This window comes from Nonomuraea solani, from assembly GCF_900108335.1.
Lineage (GTDB): Bacteria > Actinomycetota > Actinomycetes > Streptosporangiales > Streptosporangiaceae > Nonomuraea > Nonomuraea solani.
Map to the genome: position 1 here is coordinate 223,498 of NZ_FNVT01000003.1, position 12,375 is coordinate 235,872.

16 protein-coding genes are annotated in these 12,375 nt (G+C 68.3%); 8 read left to right on the forward strand and 8 right to left on the reverse strand.

Translation table 11 applies throughout. The features are described from left to right. Window positions 1–86: 86 nt before the first annotated feature. Entirely contained in the window at window positions 87–878 is a 792-nt protein-coding gene (locus tag C4V41_RS12100; protein ID WP_103955923.1) for a thioesterase family protein, read from the reverse strand. A gap of 105 nt (window positions 879–983) precedes the next feature. Between C4V41_RS12100 and C4V41_RS12105 the strand changes: the two genes are divergently transcribed. Both C4V41_RS12105 and C4V41_RS12110 read left to right on the forward strand, forming a co-directional pair. Continuing rightward, complete coding sequence (locus tag C4V41_RS12105; RefSeq protein ID WP_103955924.1) at window positions 984–1,310, forward strand: hypothetical protein; 327 nt, start codon at window positions 984–986, stop codon at window positions 1,308–1,310. A gap of 85 nt (window positions 1,311–1,395) precedes the next feature. Continuing rightward, window positions 1,396–3,252, forward strand: coding sequence for a DUF3352 domain-containing protein (locus C4V41_RS12110; protein ID WP_103955925.1), 1,857 nt, complete (start codon window positions 1,396–1,398; stop codon window positions 3,250–3,252). 54 nt (window positions 3,253–3,306) lie between these two features. On the opposite strand, the gene C4V41_RS12115 is transcribed toward C4V41_RS12110, so the two are convergent. The 5 genes from C4V41_RS12115 to clpS form a co-directional block, all read right to left on the reverse strand. Then, complete coding sequence (locus C4V41_RS12115) at window positions 3,307–4,254, reverse strand: PLP-dependent cysteine synthase family protein (RefSeq protein WP_103955926.1); 948 nt, start codon at window positions 4,252–4,254, stop codon at window positions 3,307–3,309. Window position 4,255: 1 nt separating this feature from the next. Further along, on the reverse strand, window positions 4,256–4,528 hold the full coding sequence (locus C4V41_RS12120) for a MoaD/ThiS family protein (protein ID WP_103955927.1): 273 nt from the start codon (window positions 4,526–4,528) through the stop codon (window positions 4,256–4,258). A gap of 139 nt (window positions 4,529–4,667) precedes the next feature. Continuing rightward, complete coding sequence (locus C4V41_RS12125) at window positions 4,668–5,069, reverse strand: Mov34/MPN/PAD-1 family protein (RefSeq protein ID WP_103955928.1); 402 nt, start codon at window positions 5,067–5,069, stop codon at window positions 4,668–4,670. A gap of 9 nt (window positions 5,070–5,078) precedes the next feature. Then, complete coding sequence (locus C4V41_RS12130; RefSeq protein ID WP_103955929.1) at window positions 5,079–5,603, reverse strand: DUF2017 domain-containing protein; 525 nt, start codon at window positions 5,601–5,603, stop codon at window positions 5,079–5,081. Between the two features lie 40 nt (window positions 5,604–5,643). Beyond that, window positions 5,644–5,937 carry an ATP-dependent Clp protease adapter ClpS gene (gene clpS / locus C4V41_RS12135; protein ID WP_103955930.1) on the reverse strand — a complete coding sequence of 98 codons (294 nt, stop codon included), beginning with the start codon at window positions 5,935–5,937 and terminating at the stop codon, window positions 5,644–5,646. Between the two features lie 46 nt (window positions 5,938–5,983). Between clpS and C4V41_RS12140 the strand changes: the two genes are divergently transcribed. The 3 genes from C4V41_RS12140 to C4V41_RS61775 all read left to right on the forward strand — a co-directional run bounded on the left by C4V41_RS12140 (window position 5,984) and on the right by C4V41_RS61775 (window position 8,118). Continuing rightward, on the forward strand, window positions 5,984–7,267 hold the full coding sequence (locus tag C4V41_RS12140) for a nicotinate phosphoribosyltransferase (protein ID WP_103955931.1): 1,284 nt from the start codon (window positions 5,984–5,986) through the stop codon (window positions 7,265–7,267). Between the two features lie 15 nt (window positions 7,268–7,282). Beyond that, window positions 7,283–7,852 (forward strand): nicotinamidase, encoded by a 570-nt coding sequence (locus C4V41_RS12145; protein WP_103955932.1) that lies wholly within the window; start codon window positions 7,283–7,285, stop codon window positions 7,850–7,852. Between the two features lie 107 nt (window positions 7,853–7,959). Further along, a complete protein-coding gene (locus tag C4V41_RS61775; RefSeq protein ID WP_160150254.1) occupies window positions 7,960–8,118 on the forward strand; it encodes a hypothetical protein in 159 nt (52 codons plus the stop codon). Window positions 8,119–8,121: 3 nt separating this feature from the next. On the opposite strand, the gene C4V41_RS12150 is transcribed toward C4V41_RS61775, so the two are convergent. Further along, window positions 8,122–8,502, reverse strand: coding sequence for an STAS domain-containing protein (locus tag C4V41_RS12150; protein WP_103955933.1), 381 nt, complete (start codon window positions 8,500–8,502; stop codon window positions 8,122–8,124). A 168-nt stretch (window positions 8,503–8,670) separates the two neighbouring features. Further along, a complete protein-coding gene (locus tag C4V41_RS12155) occupies window positions 8,671–8,862 on the reverse strand; it encodes a hypothetical protein (RefSeq protein ID WP_146103630.1) in 192 nt (63 codons plus the stop codon). 399 nt (window positions 8,863–9,261) lie between these two features. Between C4V41_RS12155 and C4V41_RS12160 the strand changes: the two genes are divergently transcribed. From C4V41_RS12160 to C4V41_RS12170, 3 genes are read left to right on the forward strand one after another with little or no spacing between them, the layout of a single operon-like run. Beyond that, entirely contained in the window at window positions 9,262–10,359 is a 1,098-nt protein-coding gene (locus tag C4V41_RS12160; RefSeq protein ID WP_103955935.1) for a helix-turn-helix domain-containing protein, read from the forward strand. Further along, window positions 10,349–11,518 carry a hypothetical protein gene (locus C4V41_RS12165; RefSeq protein ID WP_146103631.1) on the forward strand — a complete coding sequence of 390 codons (1,170 nt, stop codon included), beginning with the start codon at window positions 10,349–10,351 and terminating at the stop codon, window positions 11,516–11,518. Before C4V41_RS12160 ends, C4V41_RS12165 begins: the two co-directional genes overlap by 11 nt. A gap of 34 nt (window positions 11,519–11,552) precedes the next feature. Continuing rightward, entirely contained in the window at window positions 11,553–12,068 is a 516-nt protein-coding gene (locus tag C4V41_RS12170; protein WP_103955937.1) for a GNAT family N-acetyltransferase, read from the forward strand. Window positions 12,069–12,375: the final 307 nt, after the last annotated feature.

The following is a 12,375-nucleotide window of genomic DNA, read 5'->3' on the forward strand; positions in this document are numbered from 1 at the left end:
ACCTGCGCGATCAACACTGCGTAAGAATGCTCACAGGTGCGACACGTGAGCTTGATGCGATGTTGTCTTGGTCACACCCGGCCCTGTCAGCCCCTCCCGACGCGCGCCAGCTGGCGTGCCTGGGCCACCAGCCGGCCGGTCGAGTCGCGCACCTCGACCTCCTCGTCGAACCAGCCGTCGGAGACCAGGCGGCCGCTGCCGAGCAGCGTGAGCCAGCCGGGCGCGGGCAGGGCGCGCAGGTGCCAGGTGAGGTCCACGGTGGGCGCCCAGCCGCGCGCGCCGGCCGAGAACACCACGGGCGGCAGCGCGTCCACGGCCAGGGCCAGCACGTACGGGTCGGGGTCCTGGGGCTCGGTCATCCTGAAGTACGCCCGCGACTCGGGCCGGCCGGTGGGCTCGCCCTTCAGCCAGCCGATCGTGGGCGGGTCGAAGCGCAGGTCCATCTGGGCGTTCAGGGTCATGCCGGACTCGGGCTTGGGGTCGGGCAGCTTGACGCAGTCGTCGAGCCCCGGCATCTCATAAGCCGATTTTTCGGCATAAATTGGCTCGACCTCCTGCAGCGTGGCGGTCGTCACCAGCCCCTCGATCTTCGCCACACCGTCCTGCACCAGCGTGACCCTCGCGAACGCGGCCGTCCTGCCCGCCTTCAGCGGCTCCACCCGCACCTGCGCGGGCCCGGCCACCGGCGCCTTCAGGAACTGCGAGGTCTGGCTCACCGGGTGCTCGAACGGCGACGCGTCCACCGCCGCGCGCAGGATCACGGCCATCAGATAGCCGCCGTTGAGCGGCCCGCCGATCGCGTAACCGGGATCGAGACAAACGTCATAGGTGTGCTCATCGACCCTGATCGCCTGCGTCGCCTCGTCGAACTTCGTCATCCGTGCCTATCCCATCTCCGGAACCATATTCTAGAGGCACTCTAGAGCATTCGCCCATCAGCGTGCCTACCTGCGAAAACGTGATTCGCCTGAGAAAGTTCGATCATGGCAAGTGTCACCGAACTCATCGGTCAGTCCCTTTGGGACTCCAACGGGGTGTGGGTCGGTTTCGTGGTGGACATCCGGGTAGTCAGGCACCGGGGCGAGCTCCAGCAGAGCCACACCGTCTACGGGCTGGTCGTCTCCAGCCGGCGCGCCCCGCTCCTGCTGGGCCTCCTGCGCGACGCTCAGGGCCGCTCGACGTGGCTCTCGCGGGCGCTGGCGCGCCTGGTCTACGCAGGGTGCACATTCGTGCCGTGGGAGAACGTCGCCGACTACGGCGATGGCGAGGTCCACATCGATGTGCTCAGGAAGGAGCTCAATAGGGTCTGAAACCGACTTCAGCACATTGCAAGCGCTCGTCTAGCAACATCAGCTACCTTCTCTGTGGTCAAAAGTCCACATTGTGAGTTGAGTGATGTCTGCGAATAATCCCCCCTATGGCCAGGATCCAGACCGGACCACGGCGTACAACTGGAACCAGGGGCAGCAGCCGGAGAACCCGCCGACGGCGCAGTATCCGGGGCAGCCCTATCCGCCGCAGCAGCAGCCGTACCAGCAGCAGCAGCCTTACGGCCAGCAGTCGTACGACCAGCAGTCCGCGTACGGGCAGGGAGGGCAGCAGGCGTCCTACGGCGGCCAGCAGCCCAATTACGGTGCCCAGCCTGGACAGCAGCCTTCTTATGACCCCCAGTACGGCCAGCAGAGCCAGCAGAATTGGCAGCAGGCCCAGGGCGGCTGGCAACAGCAACAGCAGCCCCAGCAAGGTTGGCAGCAGCAGGACCAGTACGCCCAAGGCGGCGGCTGGCAGCAGCAGGGCCCCGAGGGTTTCGGCCCGGCCGAGCCCGCCAAGAAGGGCCGCAAGAACTGGGTGATCGCCATCGCGGCGGCGCTCGCCGTGGTCGTCCTCGGCGGCGGCGCGGTGTGGGCCGTGGGCGCCTTCGGCGGCGGCGGCACGCAGCCGAACGACGTCCTGCCCGCCAACTCGATCGCCTACGCCCGGATCGACCTCGACCCGGCCGCGAACCAGAAGCTGGCGCTGTTCCAGCTCGCCAGGAAGTTCACGGTCACCAAGGACTCCTTCTCCGGCGAGGACCCGCGCCAGGCGCTGTTCAACCAGCTCAACGATGGCGACGACAAGGTCGACTTCGCCAAGGACGTCGACCCGTGGCTGGGCAGCCGCATCGGCTTCGCCGCCGTTCCCTCCGGCAAGGAGGAGCCCGACTTCGCGGTGGCCGTCCAGGTCAAGGACCAGGAGCTGGCCAAGGCCGGTCTCGCCAAGCTCATGAAGGGCGAGAAGTACGGCGTCGCCTTCCGTGAGGACTACGCGCTGCTGAGCTCCACGCAGGAGCTGGCGACTAAGTTCGCGCAGGGCGAGGGCAGCCTGTCCGACAACAGTGAGTTCAGCGACGACATGGGCGCCGTCGGCGAGCAGGGCGTGCTGTCGTTCTGGGCTGACATGGGCGGTCTGCTCGACCTGGCCAAGAAGACCGTCTCCACCGAGCAGCAGGCGGCCCTCGACAAGGTCAAGGACGCCCGGTTCGCCGGCGCGCTGCGCTTCGACAGCGCGTACGTGGAGCTGGCCGGTGTCGTGAGGGGCGCCCAGGGCATGGCTCCCGAGGGCGACCTGCCCGTCGCCAACCTCGGCACCCTGCCGGCCAGCACGGCCGGCGCCCTGTCGGTCTCGGGCCTCGACCAGGTCGTCACCAAGCAGTGGGCCGAGATCGAGAAGCAGGCCAAGGCCTCCGGCAGCACCGAGATCACGCAGCTCTTCGAGCAGGCCAAGACCCAGTTCGGCCTGAACCTGCCGGGTGACCTGGCCACGTTCCTCGGCCAGAACTTCACGGTCGCCGTGGACAGCGAGGGCCTGGACAGCGACCAGGTCAAGGGTGGCGTGCGTATCGCGACCGACCCGGCCAAGGCGCAGGCCATCCTCGACAAGGTCACCAAGGCGCTGAGCCAGGGTGGCGCCGCCCCGCAGATCGCCAAGCAGTCCGGCGACGGCGTCTTCACGGTGGCGACGACCGACGAGTACGCCAAGAAGCTGGCCGAGGAGGGCACGCTCGGCGACTCGGAGACGTTCCAGACGGCGATCCCCAACGCGGGTGAGGCCAACTACGCGCTCTTCGTGGACCTGGACAAGGTCGAGAAGCTCTACCTGCAGTCCATGCAGGGCGACGACAAGGCCAACGCCCAGGTGCTGCGGGCCGTCGGGCTCAGCGGCACGCAGAGCGACACCGAGGCGGCGTTCTCACTCCGCCTGCTGTTCAACTAGTAGCTCACGCAAAAGGGGCGGCCGGTCGCATCGACCGGCCGCCCCTTTCGTGGCTCAGGCCCAGAGCTGGCCTTCGAGACGCTCTTCCGCCTCTTCCAGGGTGCCCTCGTAGGCGCCCGTGGACAGGTATTTCCAGCCGCCGTCGGCCACCACGAACGCGACGTCGGCCCGCTCGCCCGCCTTGGCCGCCTTCCTGGCCACGCCCAGCGCGGCGTGCAGCGCGGCCCCGGTCGAGACCCCGGCGAAGATGCCCTCGGTCTCCAGCAGCTCGCGGGTGCGCCGCAGCGCGTCGGCAGAGCCCACCGAGAAGCGGGTGGTCAGCACCGACTCGTCGTAGAGCTCGGGGATGAACCCCTCGTCCACGTTGCGCAGCCCGTAGACCAGCTCGCCGTAGCGCGGCTCGGCCGCGACGATCTGGATGCCCGGCACCCGCTCGCGCAGGAACCGCCCGACCCCCATCAGCGTGCCCGTCGTGCCGAGCCCGGCCACGAAGTGGGTGACGGTGGGCAGGTCTTCCAGGATCTCCGGACCGGTGGTCTCGTAGTGGGAGCGCCAGTTGGCCGGGTTGCCGTACTGGTAGAGCATCACCCACGACGGGTTCTGCGCGGCCAGTTCCTTGGCCACCCGCACGGCCTCGTTGGAGCCGCCCGCGGCGGGCGAGGAGATGATCTCCGCGCCCCACATGCGCAGGAGCTGGCGGCGCTCCTCCGAGGTGTTCTCCGGCATCACGCAGATCAGCTTGTAGCCCTTGAGCTTGGCCGACATCGCGAGTGAGATGCCGGTGTTGCCGCTGGTGGGCTCCAGGATCGTGCAGCCCGGCGTGAGCCGCCCGTCCTTCTCGGCCTCCTGGATCATCCAGAGCGCCGGTCTGTCCTTGATCGACCCGGTCGGGTTACGGTCCTCCAGCTTGGCCCACACCCGCACGTCGGCGGAGGGCGACAACCTCGGGAGCCCGACCAGGGGCGTGCGGCCGACCGAGTCGATCAGCGAGTCGAAACGCATGTCACCCGCCGGCGACGGCGGGGAGCACGGTCACCGTGTCACCGTCGGACAGCGGCGTGCCAAGGCCGCCCAGGAAGCGCACGTCCTCGTCGTTGAGGTAGACGTTGACGAATCGGCGCAGGGCTCCCTGGTCGACCAGGCGGTCCTTGATGCCGGGGTGGCTGGACTCGAGATCGCTGATCAGCTCTTCGAGGGTGGCGCCCTCGGCGCTGACGGCCTTGGCGCCGTCGGTGTAGTTACGCAGGATGGTCGGAATGCGAACCTCGATGGCCATCGCGCTCAGTCTCCTCAGTCAGGTCGTCGTCCCATCGGGGGCAACACCGATGGGTTGATACGGATTCCGAGTCACGGACAGTCGTACACGACGACAGCCGGAGTATGCGCAAAGAGATAGCTCTGCACCGGCCTGACCATCATGGGAGAAACCTTACCTCTTCCTCGGTGATCTCCCCATCGAGGATCCGGTACGAGCGGAACTCCACCTCGGCCTCGTCCCGCGTGGAGACCAGGACGTAGTGGGCCTCGGGCTCGGAGGCGTAGGACACGTCGGTGCGCGACGGGTACGCCTCGGTGGCCGTGTGGGAGTGGTAGATCACGACGGGCTCCTCGTCGCGGTCGTCCATCTCACGCCAGACCCGGAACTGCTCCATCGAGTCGAAGCGGTAGAAGGTCGGGGAACGCTCGGCGTTCTCCATCGGGACGAACCGCTCGGGAACCCCGTTCTTACCCGCGATAACGCCGCACGCCTCATCGGGGTGATCCGCCCGGGCATGGGCGACGATCTTGTCCACCAGTTCCTGCGAGATCGACAGCATGCCCGGAAATTACCAGAGGGCGCGAACCAGGCTGTCCTGCAGGTAGGTCAGCCAGTCGTAGGTGACGTAGGCCGGGTATCGCGGGTCGTCCTCGGACATCATCGCGATCTCGTCGTGGATCTCCTCGGTCACGTCGAGCTTGGTGCCGAGCGTGAGCCGCAGGTCGTTGAACGCGCGCAGCCACGCCTGCGCCTGCTCGGCCGTCAGCTCCGCGCGCCCCGACCTGGCGGTGTCGTGGACGGTCTGCGCGTCGGCCCTCTTGCCGTCGCGCAGCGTGGCCTCGGTGTAGCGGCGGAACTCGGCCGCCTCCTTCTCGTCCTGGTAGGCCGACGGGAACAACCTGGCCAGCACCGGATCCGACGGCACCACGCTGTCGCCGATGCCCAGCGCCCGCTCCAGCGGGTCGTCGCTGGTCTGCCCAGGGGACACCAGGCCGAGCATCATGGAGACGAGCGAGCGCAGCAGCGAGACCTCCGCGGCCTCGAACTCCGCGATGACGCCGCCGTTCTTGCCCCGCGAGAACCCCGAACTCACCGGCGCCGCCTCACTCGTCTGCTCGACCTTCTCGATCTGCTCATTTGACTGAATCCGGTTGTACCGTCGCCCACAAGCCGTAGGAGTGGAGAATCTGCACATCGCGTTCCATCTCTTCGCGCGTGCCACTGGACACGACCGCTTTGCCCTTGTGATGTACGTCCATCATGAGCTTCTCGGCCTTCTCTTTCGTGTAACCGAAGACCGTTTGGAAGACATAGGTCACGTAGGACATGAGGTTGACCGGGTCGTTCCAGACGATGGTCACCCACGGCAGATCGGGCCGGACGTCCGATGACGGACGCTCAACGGCGATTGGAGCGGTGCTACCCACATCCCCGAGTCTGCCCTATCTGGGCCGTAGTCTTCGAGTCGTGAGAATGACCATGAGCACTGCGTTGCTCACAGATCACTATGAGCTGACGATGCTGCAGGCCGCTCTCCGGAGCGGCGCGGCGCACCGGCGCGCGGTCTTCGAGGTGTTCGCCAGGCACCTTCCTGGGGGTCGCCGATACGGTGTCGTCGCTGGTACGGGACGTGTCCTGGACGCCGTCGAACGCTTCCGGTTCGGTGACGAGGAACTCACCTTTCTGCGCGAGCACCACGTCGTGGACGAGGCCACTCTGGCGTTTCTGGCCGATTACCGGTTTTCCGGAAACATCTGCGGCTATCGCGAGGGCGACGTCTACTTCCCCGCCTCCCCGATCATGGTGGTGGAGGGCACGTTCGCGGAGGCCGTCCTGCTGGAGACGGTCGTGCTGTCGATCCTGAACCACGACTGCGCCATCGCCTCGGCGGCCTCGCGGATGACGAACGCGGCGGGTAAACGGCCGCTCATCGAGATGGGCTCGCGCCGGACGCACGAGAGCTCCGCCGTGGCCGCCGCGCGGGCCGCGTACATCGCGGGGTTCGCCTCGACCTCCAACCTCATGGCCGGGCACGCGTACGGGGTGCCCACGGCCGGCACGGCGGCGCACGCGTTCACGCTGCTGCACGACTCGGAGCGGGAGGCGTTCGAGACCCAGATCGCCTCGTTCGGGCCGGAGACGACGTTGCTGGTGGACACGTACGACGTGGCCGAGGCGGTCCGCACGGCCGTGGAGCTGGCCGGGCCCAAGCTGGGCGCGGTCCGCATCGACTCGGGCGACCTGGCGGCGGCCGCCCAGGAGGTGCGCGAGCAGCTCGACGCGCTCGGCGCCTTCAACACCCGCATCCTGGTCACCTCCGATCTCGACGAGTACGCCATCGCCGCGCTCGCCGCCGCCCCCGTGGACGGTTACGGCGTGGGCACGTCCCTGGTGACCGGTTCCGGCGTGCCGACGGCGGCCCTGGTGTACAAGCTGGTGGCGCGGGAGACGGCGACCGGCAAGCTGGAGCCCGTGGCCAAGCGCTCGGTGGGCAAGCCGTCGCGCGGGGGCCGTAAGGAGGCGTACCGGCTGCTGGACGAGACGGGCCACTATGACACCGAGCTGATCACCACCGGCGGCCTCGCGCCCGAGGGCGGCGTCCCGCTGCTGCACGAGCTGGTGCGCGACGGCGAGGTGGTCGGCCGGGAGCCCCTCACCGCCGCCCGCGACCGCCACGCCGCCACCATCGCCACCCTCCCTCAGGACGCCCTCCACCTGGGCAGGGGGTACGCGGCGATCCCCACCGAATTCGCCTGACGTATCGTGCTGTCTATGGGCACCGCGTTGATCATCGTCGATGTGCAGAACGACTTCTGCGAGGGCGGCAGCCTGGCCGTGGCCGGGGGCTCGGAGGTGGCGGCCGCGATCACCCGGCACATCACCGACCACGGCTATGACCACGTGGTGGCCACCCGCGACTACCACGTCTCCCCCGGAGCCCACTTCTCCGACGCCCCCGACTACGTCTCCACCTGGCCCGCCCACTGCGTGGCGGGCACGCCGGGCGCCGACTTCCATCCGTCGCTGGACGTGGCGGAGGTGGCGGAGGTGTTCAGCAAGGGGGCCTACGAGGCGGCCTACAGCGGCTTCGAGGGCACCTCTGGCGACGGGGTCACGCTGGCCGACTGGCTCAACGAGCGCGGGGTGCGCGAGGTCGACGTGGTGGGCATCGCCACCGACCACTGCGTCCGCGCCACGGCCCTCGACGCGGTCGAGCACGGCCTGGCGGTGCGGGTTTTGCTCGACCTGACGGCCGGCGTGGCGCGCACGACCACGGAGGCGGCCCTGGCTGAGATGGAGCAGGCCGGCGCCGTCATGCGCGGCGCACCCGCCGTGGGCTGATCGATCCCGCACCCTGGGCAACGCTCAGGCCATGTGATATCGAAGAGGGCGAACCCTCTCCGAAGTTGAACAACTACGGAGAGCAACAGATTCTTGGAGGTTTCTCCATGCTGGCCCTCTCCCTCGGTCTGGCCTGGCTGCTCCTCGCCCCCCTCAGCCTGTGGTTGCTGGTCAAGGGCACCAACGCCGAGCGAGCGGGCGCGCTCGTCACGTTAGCCCTGCTGGAGGCCGGGACGATCGCGATGCACGCCGCCCCGCACGCCTAGGCTCTAGCCGGGTTGCGCCACCGCCGTCCGCAGGGCGTCGTCGAGCTGGGCGAAGACCTCGAACGCGTGGCGCAGCCCGGTGATCGACAACACCCGCGCCATGACCCCCTGCACCCCGCCGAGCAGCAGCCTGGTGCCTCTGGCCTCGCAGCGCTGCATGATGTCGACCAGCTCGTTCATGCCCATCGAGTCGCAGAACGAGAGCTCACCGAGGTCCAGGATCAGGAAGGGCTTGGGCGGCAGATCCCAGATGCGCTGCAGATGCTCCCTGAGCACCTGCAGCGCGGTGACATCGAGCTCACCTTCGAGCCTGATGATGATGGCGTTTCGAGAGAGGCCGGAAGTGACGATCAGCGTCGACTTTCCGGGGGCCTCAGACGACATGGGCAAGGTCCTTCTGCGTATCCAAGACAAGCCAAGAGTGGTTGTTGCCGATTACGTCGAGCTTCTAACAGGAGGCCACTGCTCTGTGGCCAAACGCGCAGAGTCGCGCGAGGTAGTCGCCGTCGATCCGCGCGCAGCGCTGGGGGGACGCGCCGCGCGCGACCGCGTTCAGCCCACTCCGAGCGTGATCACGTAGGCGATGGCCAGGACGGCGAGGACGACGAGCAGGACGCTGGTGCCGCTGACCACCATGACGACGCGCGCCCGTCTGACGAGTCCGCGGATCGCGGCCAGCGTCAGCGTGATCAGGGCCGCCAGGATGAACAGGGACAGGTGTCGGCTGTCGGTCGTAGTGGGCATTGCCACCATGAGGTGGAGGGCTACTGTTGGCATAGGGTTTTCCCTGGTGCGGAGACGCGCTCTGACAGAAACCTTGCGGTGCGGGCACCTCTGCTTTTGGCGGGTCAGGGGTGTCCGCGGTCTTTTCCGCGTGGGGATGCCGCTCCTGGTCCGGGACTCATCCGGCGTTCATCGAACCACCTCCACCTCTATTCAGTAGACTTCAGTTATCTTCACTGAACTTCTATTCTCTTTACTACCCAGAAAGGACGCGGGCTATTCGCACGCGAAACTTGGGGGTAAGTGGCTAGACTGGTGGCTTCTGTCGGTCCTCAACTGCGCGTTTACCCGCCAATCCAGAGTTCGGCCCGACTGGATATTTACTAGATATCGCTGAAGTTCACACGAGTGAGGCTAGGCATGAGCCGCGACGATGACGCGCGGACCGCGCTGGCGCGGCGACTGCGCGAGCTCCGCGACAGCCACTGGGCCGACCTGCGGGTCACCCAGGCACAGTTGCGCGACGCGTTCGGGGTCAGCGTCCCGCTGATCTCGTCGTGGGAGTCCACTCACGCCGTGAAGATCCCGCCCCTGCACCGGCTCGACAAGTACGCCGCGTTCTTCGCGAGCAGGCGCTCGGTCGCCAACGGCACCACCCGCGTGCTCACCCCGGCCGAGATGACGGCGGAGGAGCGCGACCGGCATCACGAGCTCTACACCGAGCTGACCCGGCTGCGCCAGGCGGCGCTCAGGTCTCAGAGCGACTTCGACAACGCCGACTCGGTACGCCTGCCGGACGCCTTCAGCGAGGGCCCCTGGCACTTCGCCACCGGGGAGCCGATCACGATCATCTGCTCCCAGGTGCCCGACGAGGACCGTGCGAAGATCCCGTACGCGTCTCCGTTGAGCGGCGACTACATCGAGCTCTACAAATACTCCGACCTGGACTCCCTGTTCGAGTTGTGGGGGCACCTCAGGGCCGCCAACCCGCACAGTCCCGTGACCTTGCGCGCCACCGAGGACCTGCGCTCCGACGACCTGACGACCCACATCGTGCTGCTGGGCGGCGTCGACTACAACGAGGTCACCGCCTCCGTGCTCGATCGCATCGATCTCCCGGTGCGGCAGGTGCCCGACTGGGAGGGCGAGAAAGGACCTTATTTCGAGGTCACGGAAGGCGGCGACACGCGGCGGCACCATCCCCGTTACGGGGCCGACCGGCGGCTGCTGCGCGACGTCGCGTTCTTCTACCGGGGCGTCAACCCCGACAACGAGCAGAGCACCTTGACCATCTGCAACGGCATGTACGCCCGGGGCGTCTACGGCGTGGTGCGCGCGCTCACCGACTCACGCTTCCGCGACCGGAACGCCGCCTATCTGCGGTCGCGTTTCGGCGCCGCGCAGTCCTACGGCATTCTCACCCAGGTCAGGGTCGAGGGCCGGGTGGTGGTCACCCCCGACTGGACCCTGGAAAAGTTCCGGCTCCACGAATGGCCGGAGCTCACTCATGGAGACTGAAATAGCACACGTCAGCGTGGAGCATCACCACGGCTCCCACAGAAAGCTGGTGGACGCGCCCGGCGACGCGTTCGTACCGGCCACGCCGGGCAGGGTCGACGCCATCGTGGTGCCGACCATCCGGCATCCCAGGTGGTTGAAGTACGCGATCTGCCTGGCGTCCGAGCTGAACTGCCGGCTCGTGTCGCTGCACAGCGGCAACTACAGCAGCGCCGGGGAGGCCGCCGCCCGGATGCCCGACGACGTGGACTTCCTCGCCGTCGACCTCGGGCAGGCGAAGCTGCTCAACCTGCCCGACTTCCGCACCACCGCGCTGTTGAAGGGCACGTCGTTCGCCCGTAAGACCGACCTGAGCGCGAAACGCAACCTGGGCCTGATGCTCGCCCGCCTCATGAAGTGGGAGCGCATCGTCTTCCTGGACGACGACATCGAGGTCGGCGGGCACGAGGAGGTCGTCAGGGCGGCCGCGCTGCTCGACGACTACGACGCCGTGGGGATGCACATCGGCGGCTTTCCCGACAACTCGGTCGTCTGCCACGCGCACCGGCTGGCCGGTGGCCGCCAGGACTCCTTCGTGGGCGGCGGGGCCATGGCGATCGAGACGACCCGCCGCCGCTCCTTCTTCCCGAACGTCTACAACGAGGACTGGTTCTACCTGCTGGGCGAGACGTCGCTGAGCCGGCTGGCGGTCACCGGGATGGTGCGGCAGCGCCCGTACGACCCTTTCGACCGGCCCCTGCGTGCTCGTGACCAGGAGCTCGGCGACGTGCTGGCCGAGGGCGTCTACTGGCTGCTCGACGAGCGGGCGAGCGGCGGCTGGCAGGCCGCGACCGAGCCGGCGCACTGGGCCGGCTTCCTCGCCAAGCGCAAGGAGTTCATCCAGGACGTGCTCGACCGCGTCAGGGAGCTTCCGCCGTCCTATGGGGCGCGTACCCGGATGGAGGAGTCCCTGATCGCCGCGCGCGGCCGCCACGACCTCATCACGCCGGCCCTGTGCGTCGCCTTCCTCGACGCCTGGACGCGCGACCGCGACGTGTGGGCCCGCCACTTCGAAACACTGCCGGAGCTCGGGGCCGCCACGGCGGACGCGATGAAGTGGCTGACCAAGGACGGCGTGCGGCCGTTGCGCTACTGGACCCCCGGGAACACGCCGCGTTGATTCACGCGAGCGCCGGACGGGAAACTCTCGGTCCGTGGGGGCACTTGATATTCGCCAAGCCGTCCATGCCGATCTTCCTGCCCTGATCCGTTCGCTCGGCCAGGAGACCTATTTCACCGACCGCCTGGCCAGGCAGGACGCCGGGCACGGCTTCCTCCTCATCGCCTGGGACGAGGAGGTTGCCGTGGGGGACGTCTACGTCTGGCTCGCTCCCGCCGAGGAGCCGGAACTGCGCGCCCTCTTACCCGGGGTCGCGCTCCTCACCCACCTCGAGGTCGCCGCCGGGCGGCGTAACGAGGGCATCGGGACCGAGCTGTTACGGGCGGCCGAGCAGCGGCTCGCCGCCATCAACCACACCAAGGTGGCGCTCGGGGTGGGATTGGACAACCCGGGCGCGCAGCGGCTGTACCAGCGTCGTGGGTACGTGGAGTGGCGGTACGGGCCGGTGGCTACGACGGACGTCGTGTACCACCCGAACGGCCGGCACGAACTCCGGCCAGAGCTGTGCCGCATCCTGATCAAGCCCCTGAACCGAACCCACCACCCCTGACCCGGCACAGGTCCTTGAGGAGGGATTGGACGCTCGGACAGGCCGGTCTCCCCCCACAGGACGGCGACGCCCAGGCGGCAGCCTCCCCGTGCCCCGCACTCCGGCCCGGCCCTCCGCACGACCGGCAGAGGCGACGAGCCGGGTCGCCCTCACCACCCCGGGCGACGGAAGTGACGGGCACCTCACCGCCCCTCGCCGGGCCCGGCCCTTCGCCGACCGGCAGAGGCGATGAGCCGGGTCGACCTCACCGCCCGGCCCCTTCACCCGAGGGGGCCGGTGCGCCGGCACGCGTCCTGGCCGCGAACCG

Coding starts and splice junctions, on each gene's coding strand:
- C4V41_RS12115 (WP_103955926.1), bottom strand. CDS start 4,254: ATGCGTTTCGACTCGCTGATCGACTCGGTCGGCCGCACGCCCCTGGTC.
- C4V41_RS12105 (WP_103955924.1), top strand. CDS start 984: ATGGCAAGTGTCACCGAACTCATCGGTCAGTCCCTTTGGGACTCCAAC.
- C4V41_RS12125 (WP_103955928.1), bottom strand. CDS start 5,069: ATGCTGTCGATCTCGCAGGAACTGGTGGACAAGATCGTCGCCCATGCC.
- C4V41_RS12110 (WP_103955925.1), top strand. CDS start 1,396: ATGTCTGCGAATAATCCCCCCTATGGCCAGGATCCAGACCGGACCACG.
- C4V41_RS12155 (WP_146103630.1), bottom strand. CDS start 8,862: ATGCCCACTACGACCGACAGCCGACACCTGTCCCTGTTCATCCTGGCG.
- C4V41_RS12140 (WP_103955931.1), top strand. CDS start 5,984: ATGACCATGAGCACTGCGTTGCTCACAGATCACTATGAGCTGACGATG.
- C4V41_RS12165 (WP_146103631.1), top strand. CDS start 10,349: ATGGAGACTGAAATAGCACACGTCAGCGTGGAGCATCACCACGGCTCC.
- C4V41_RS12120 (WP_103955927.1), bottom strand. CDS start 4,528: ATGGCCATCGAGGTTCGCATTCCGACCATCCTGCGTAACTACACCGAC.
- C4V41_RS12160 (WP_103955935.1), top strand. CDS start 9,262: ATGAGCCGCGACGATGACGCGCGGACCGCGCTGGCGCGGCGACTGCGC.
- C4V41_RS61775 (WP_160150254.1), top strand. CDS start 7,960: ATGCTGGCCCTCTCCCTCGGTCTGGCCTGGCTGCTCCTCGCCCCCCTC.
- C4V41_RS12100 (WP_103955923.1), bottom strand. CDS start 878: ATGACGAAGTTCGACGAGGCGACGCAGGCGATCAGGGTCGATGAGCAC.
- C4V41_RS12150 (WP_103955933.1), bottom strand. CDS start 8,502: ATGTCGTCTGAGGCCCCCGGAAAGTCGACGCTGATCGTCACTTCCGGC.
- C4V41_RS12145 (WP_103955932.1), top strand. CDS start 7,283: ATGGGCACCGCGTTGATCATCGTCGATGTGCAGAACGACTTCTGCGAG.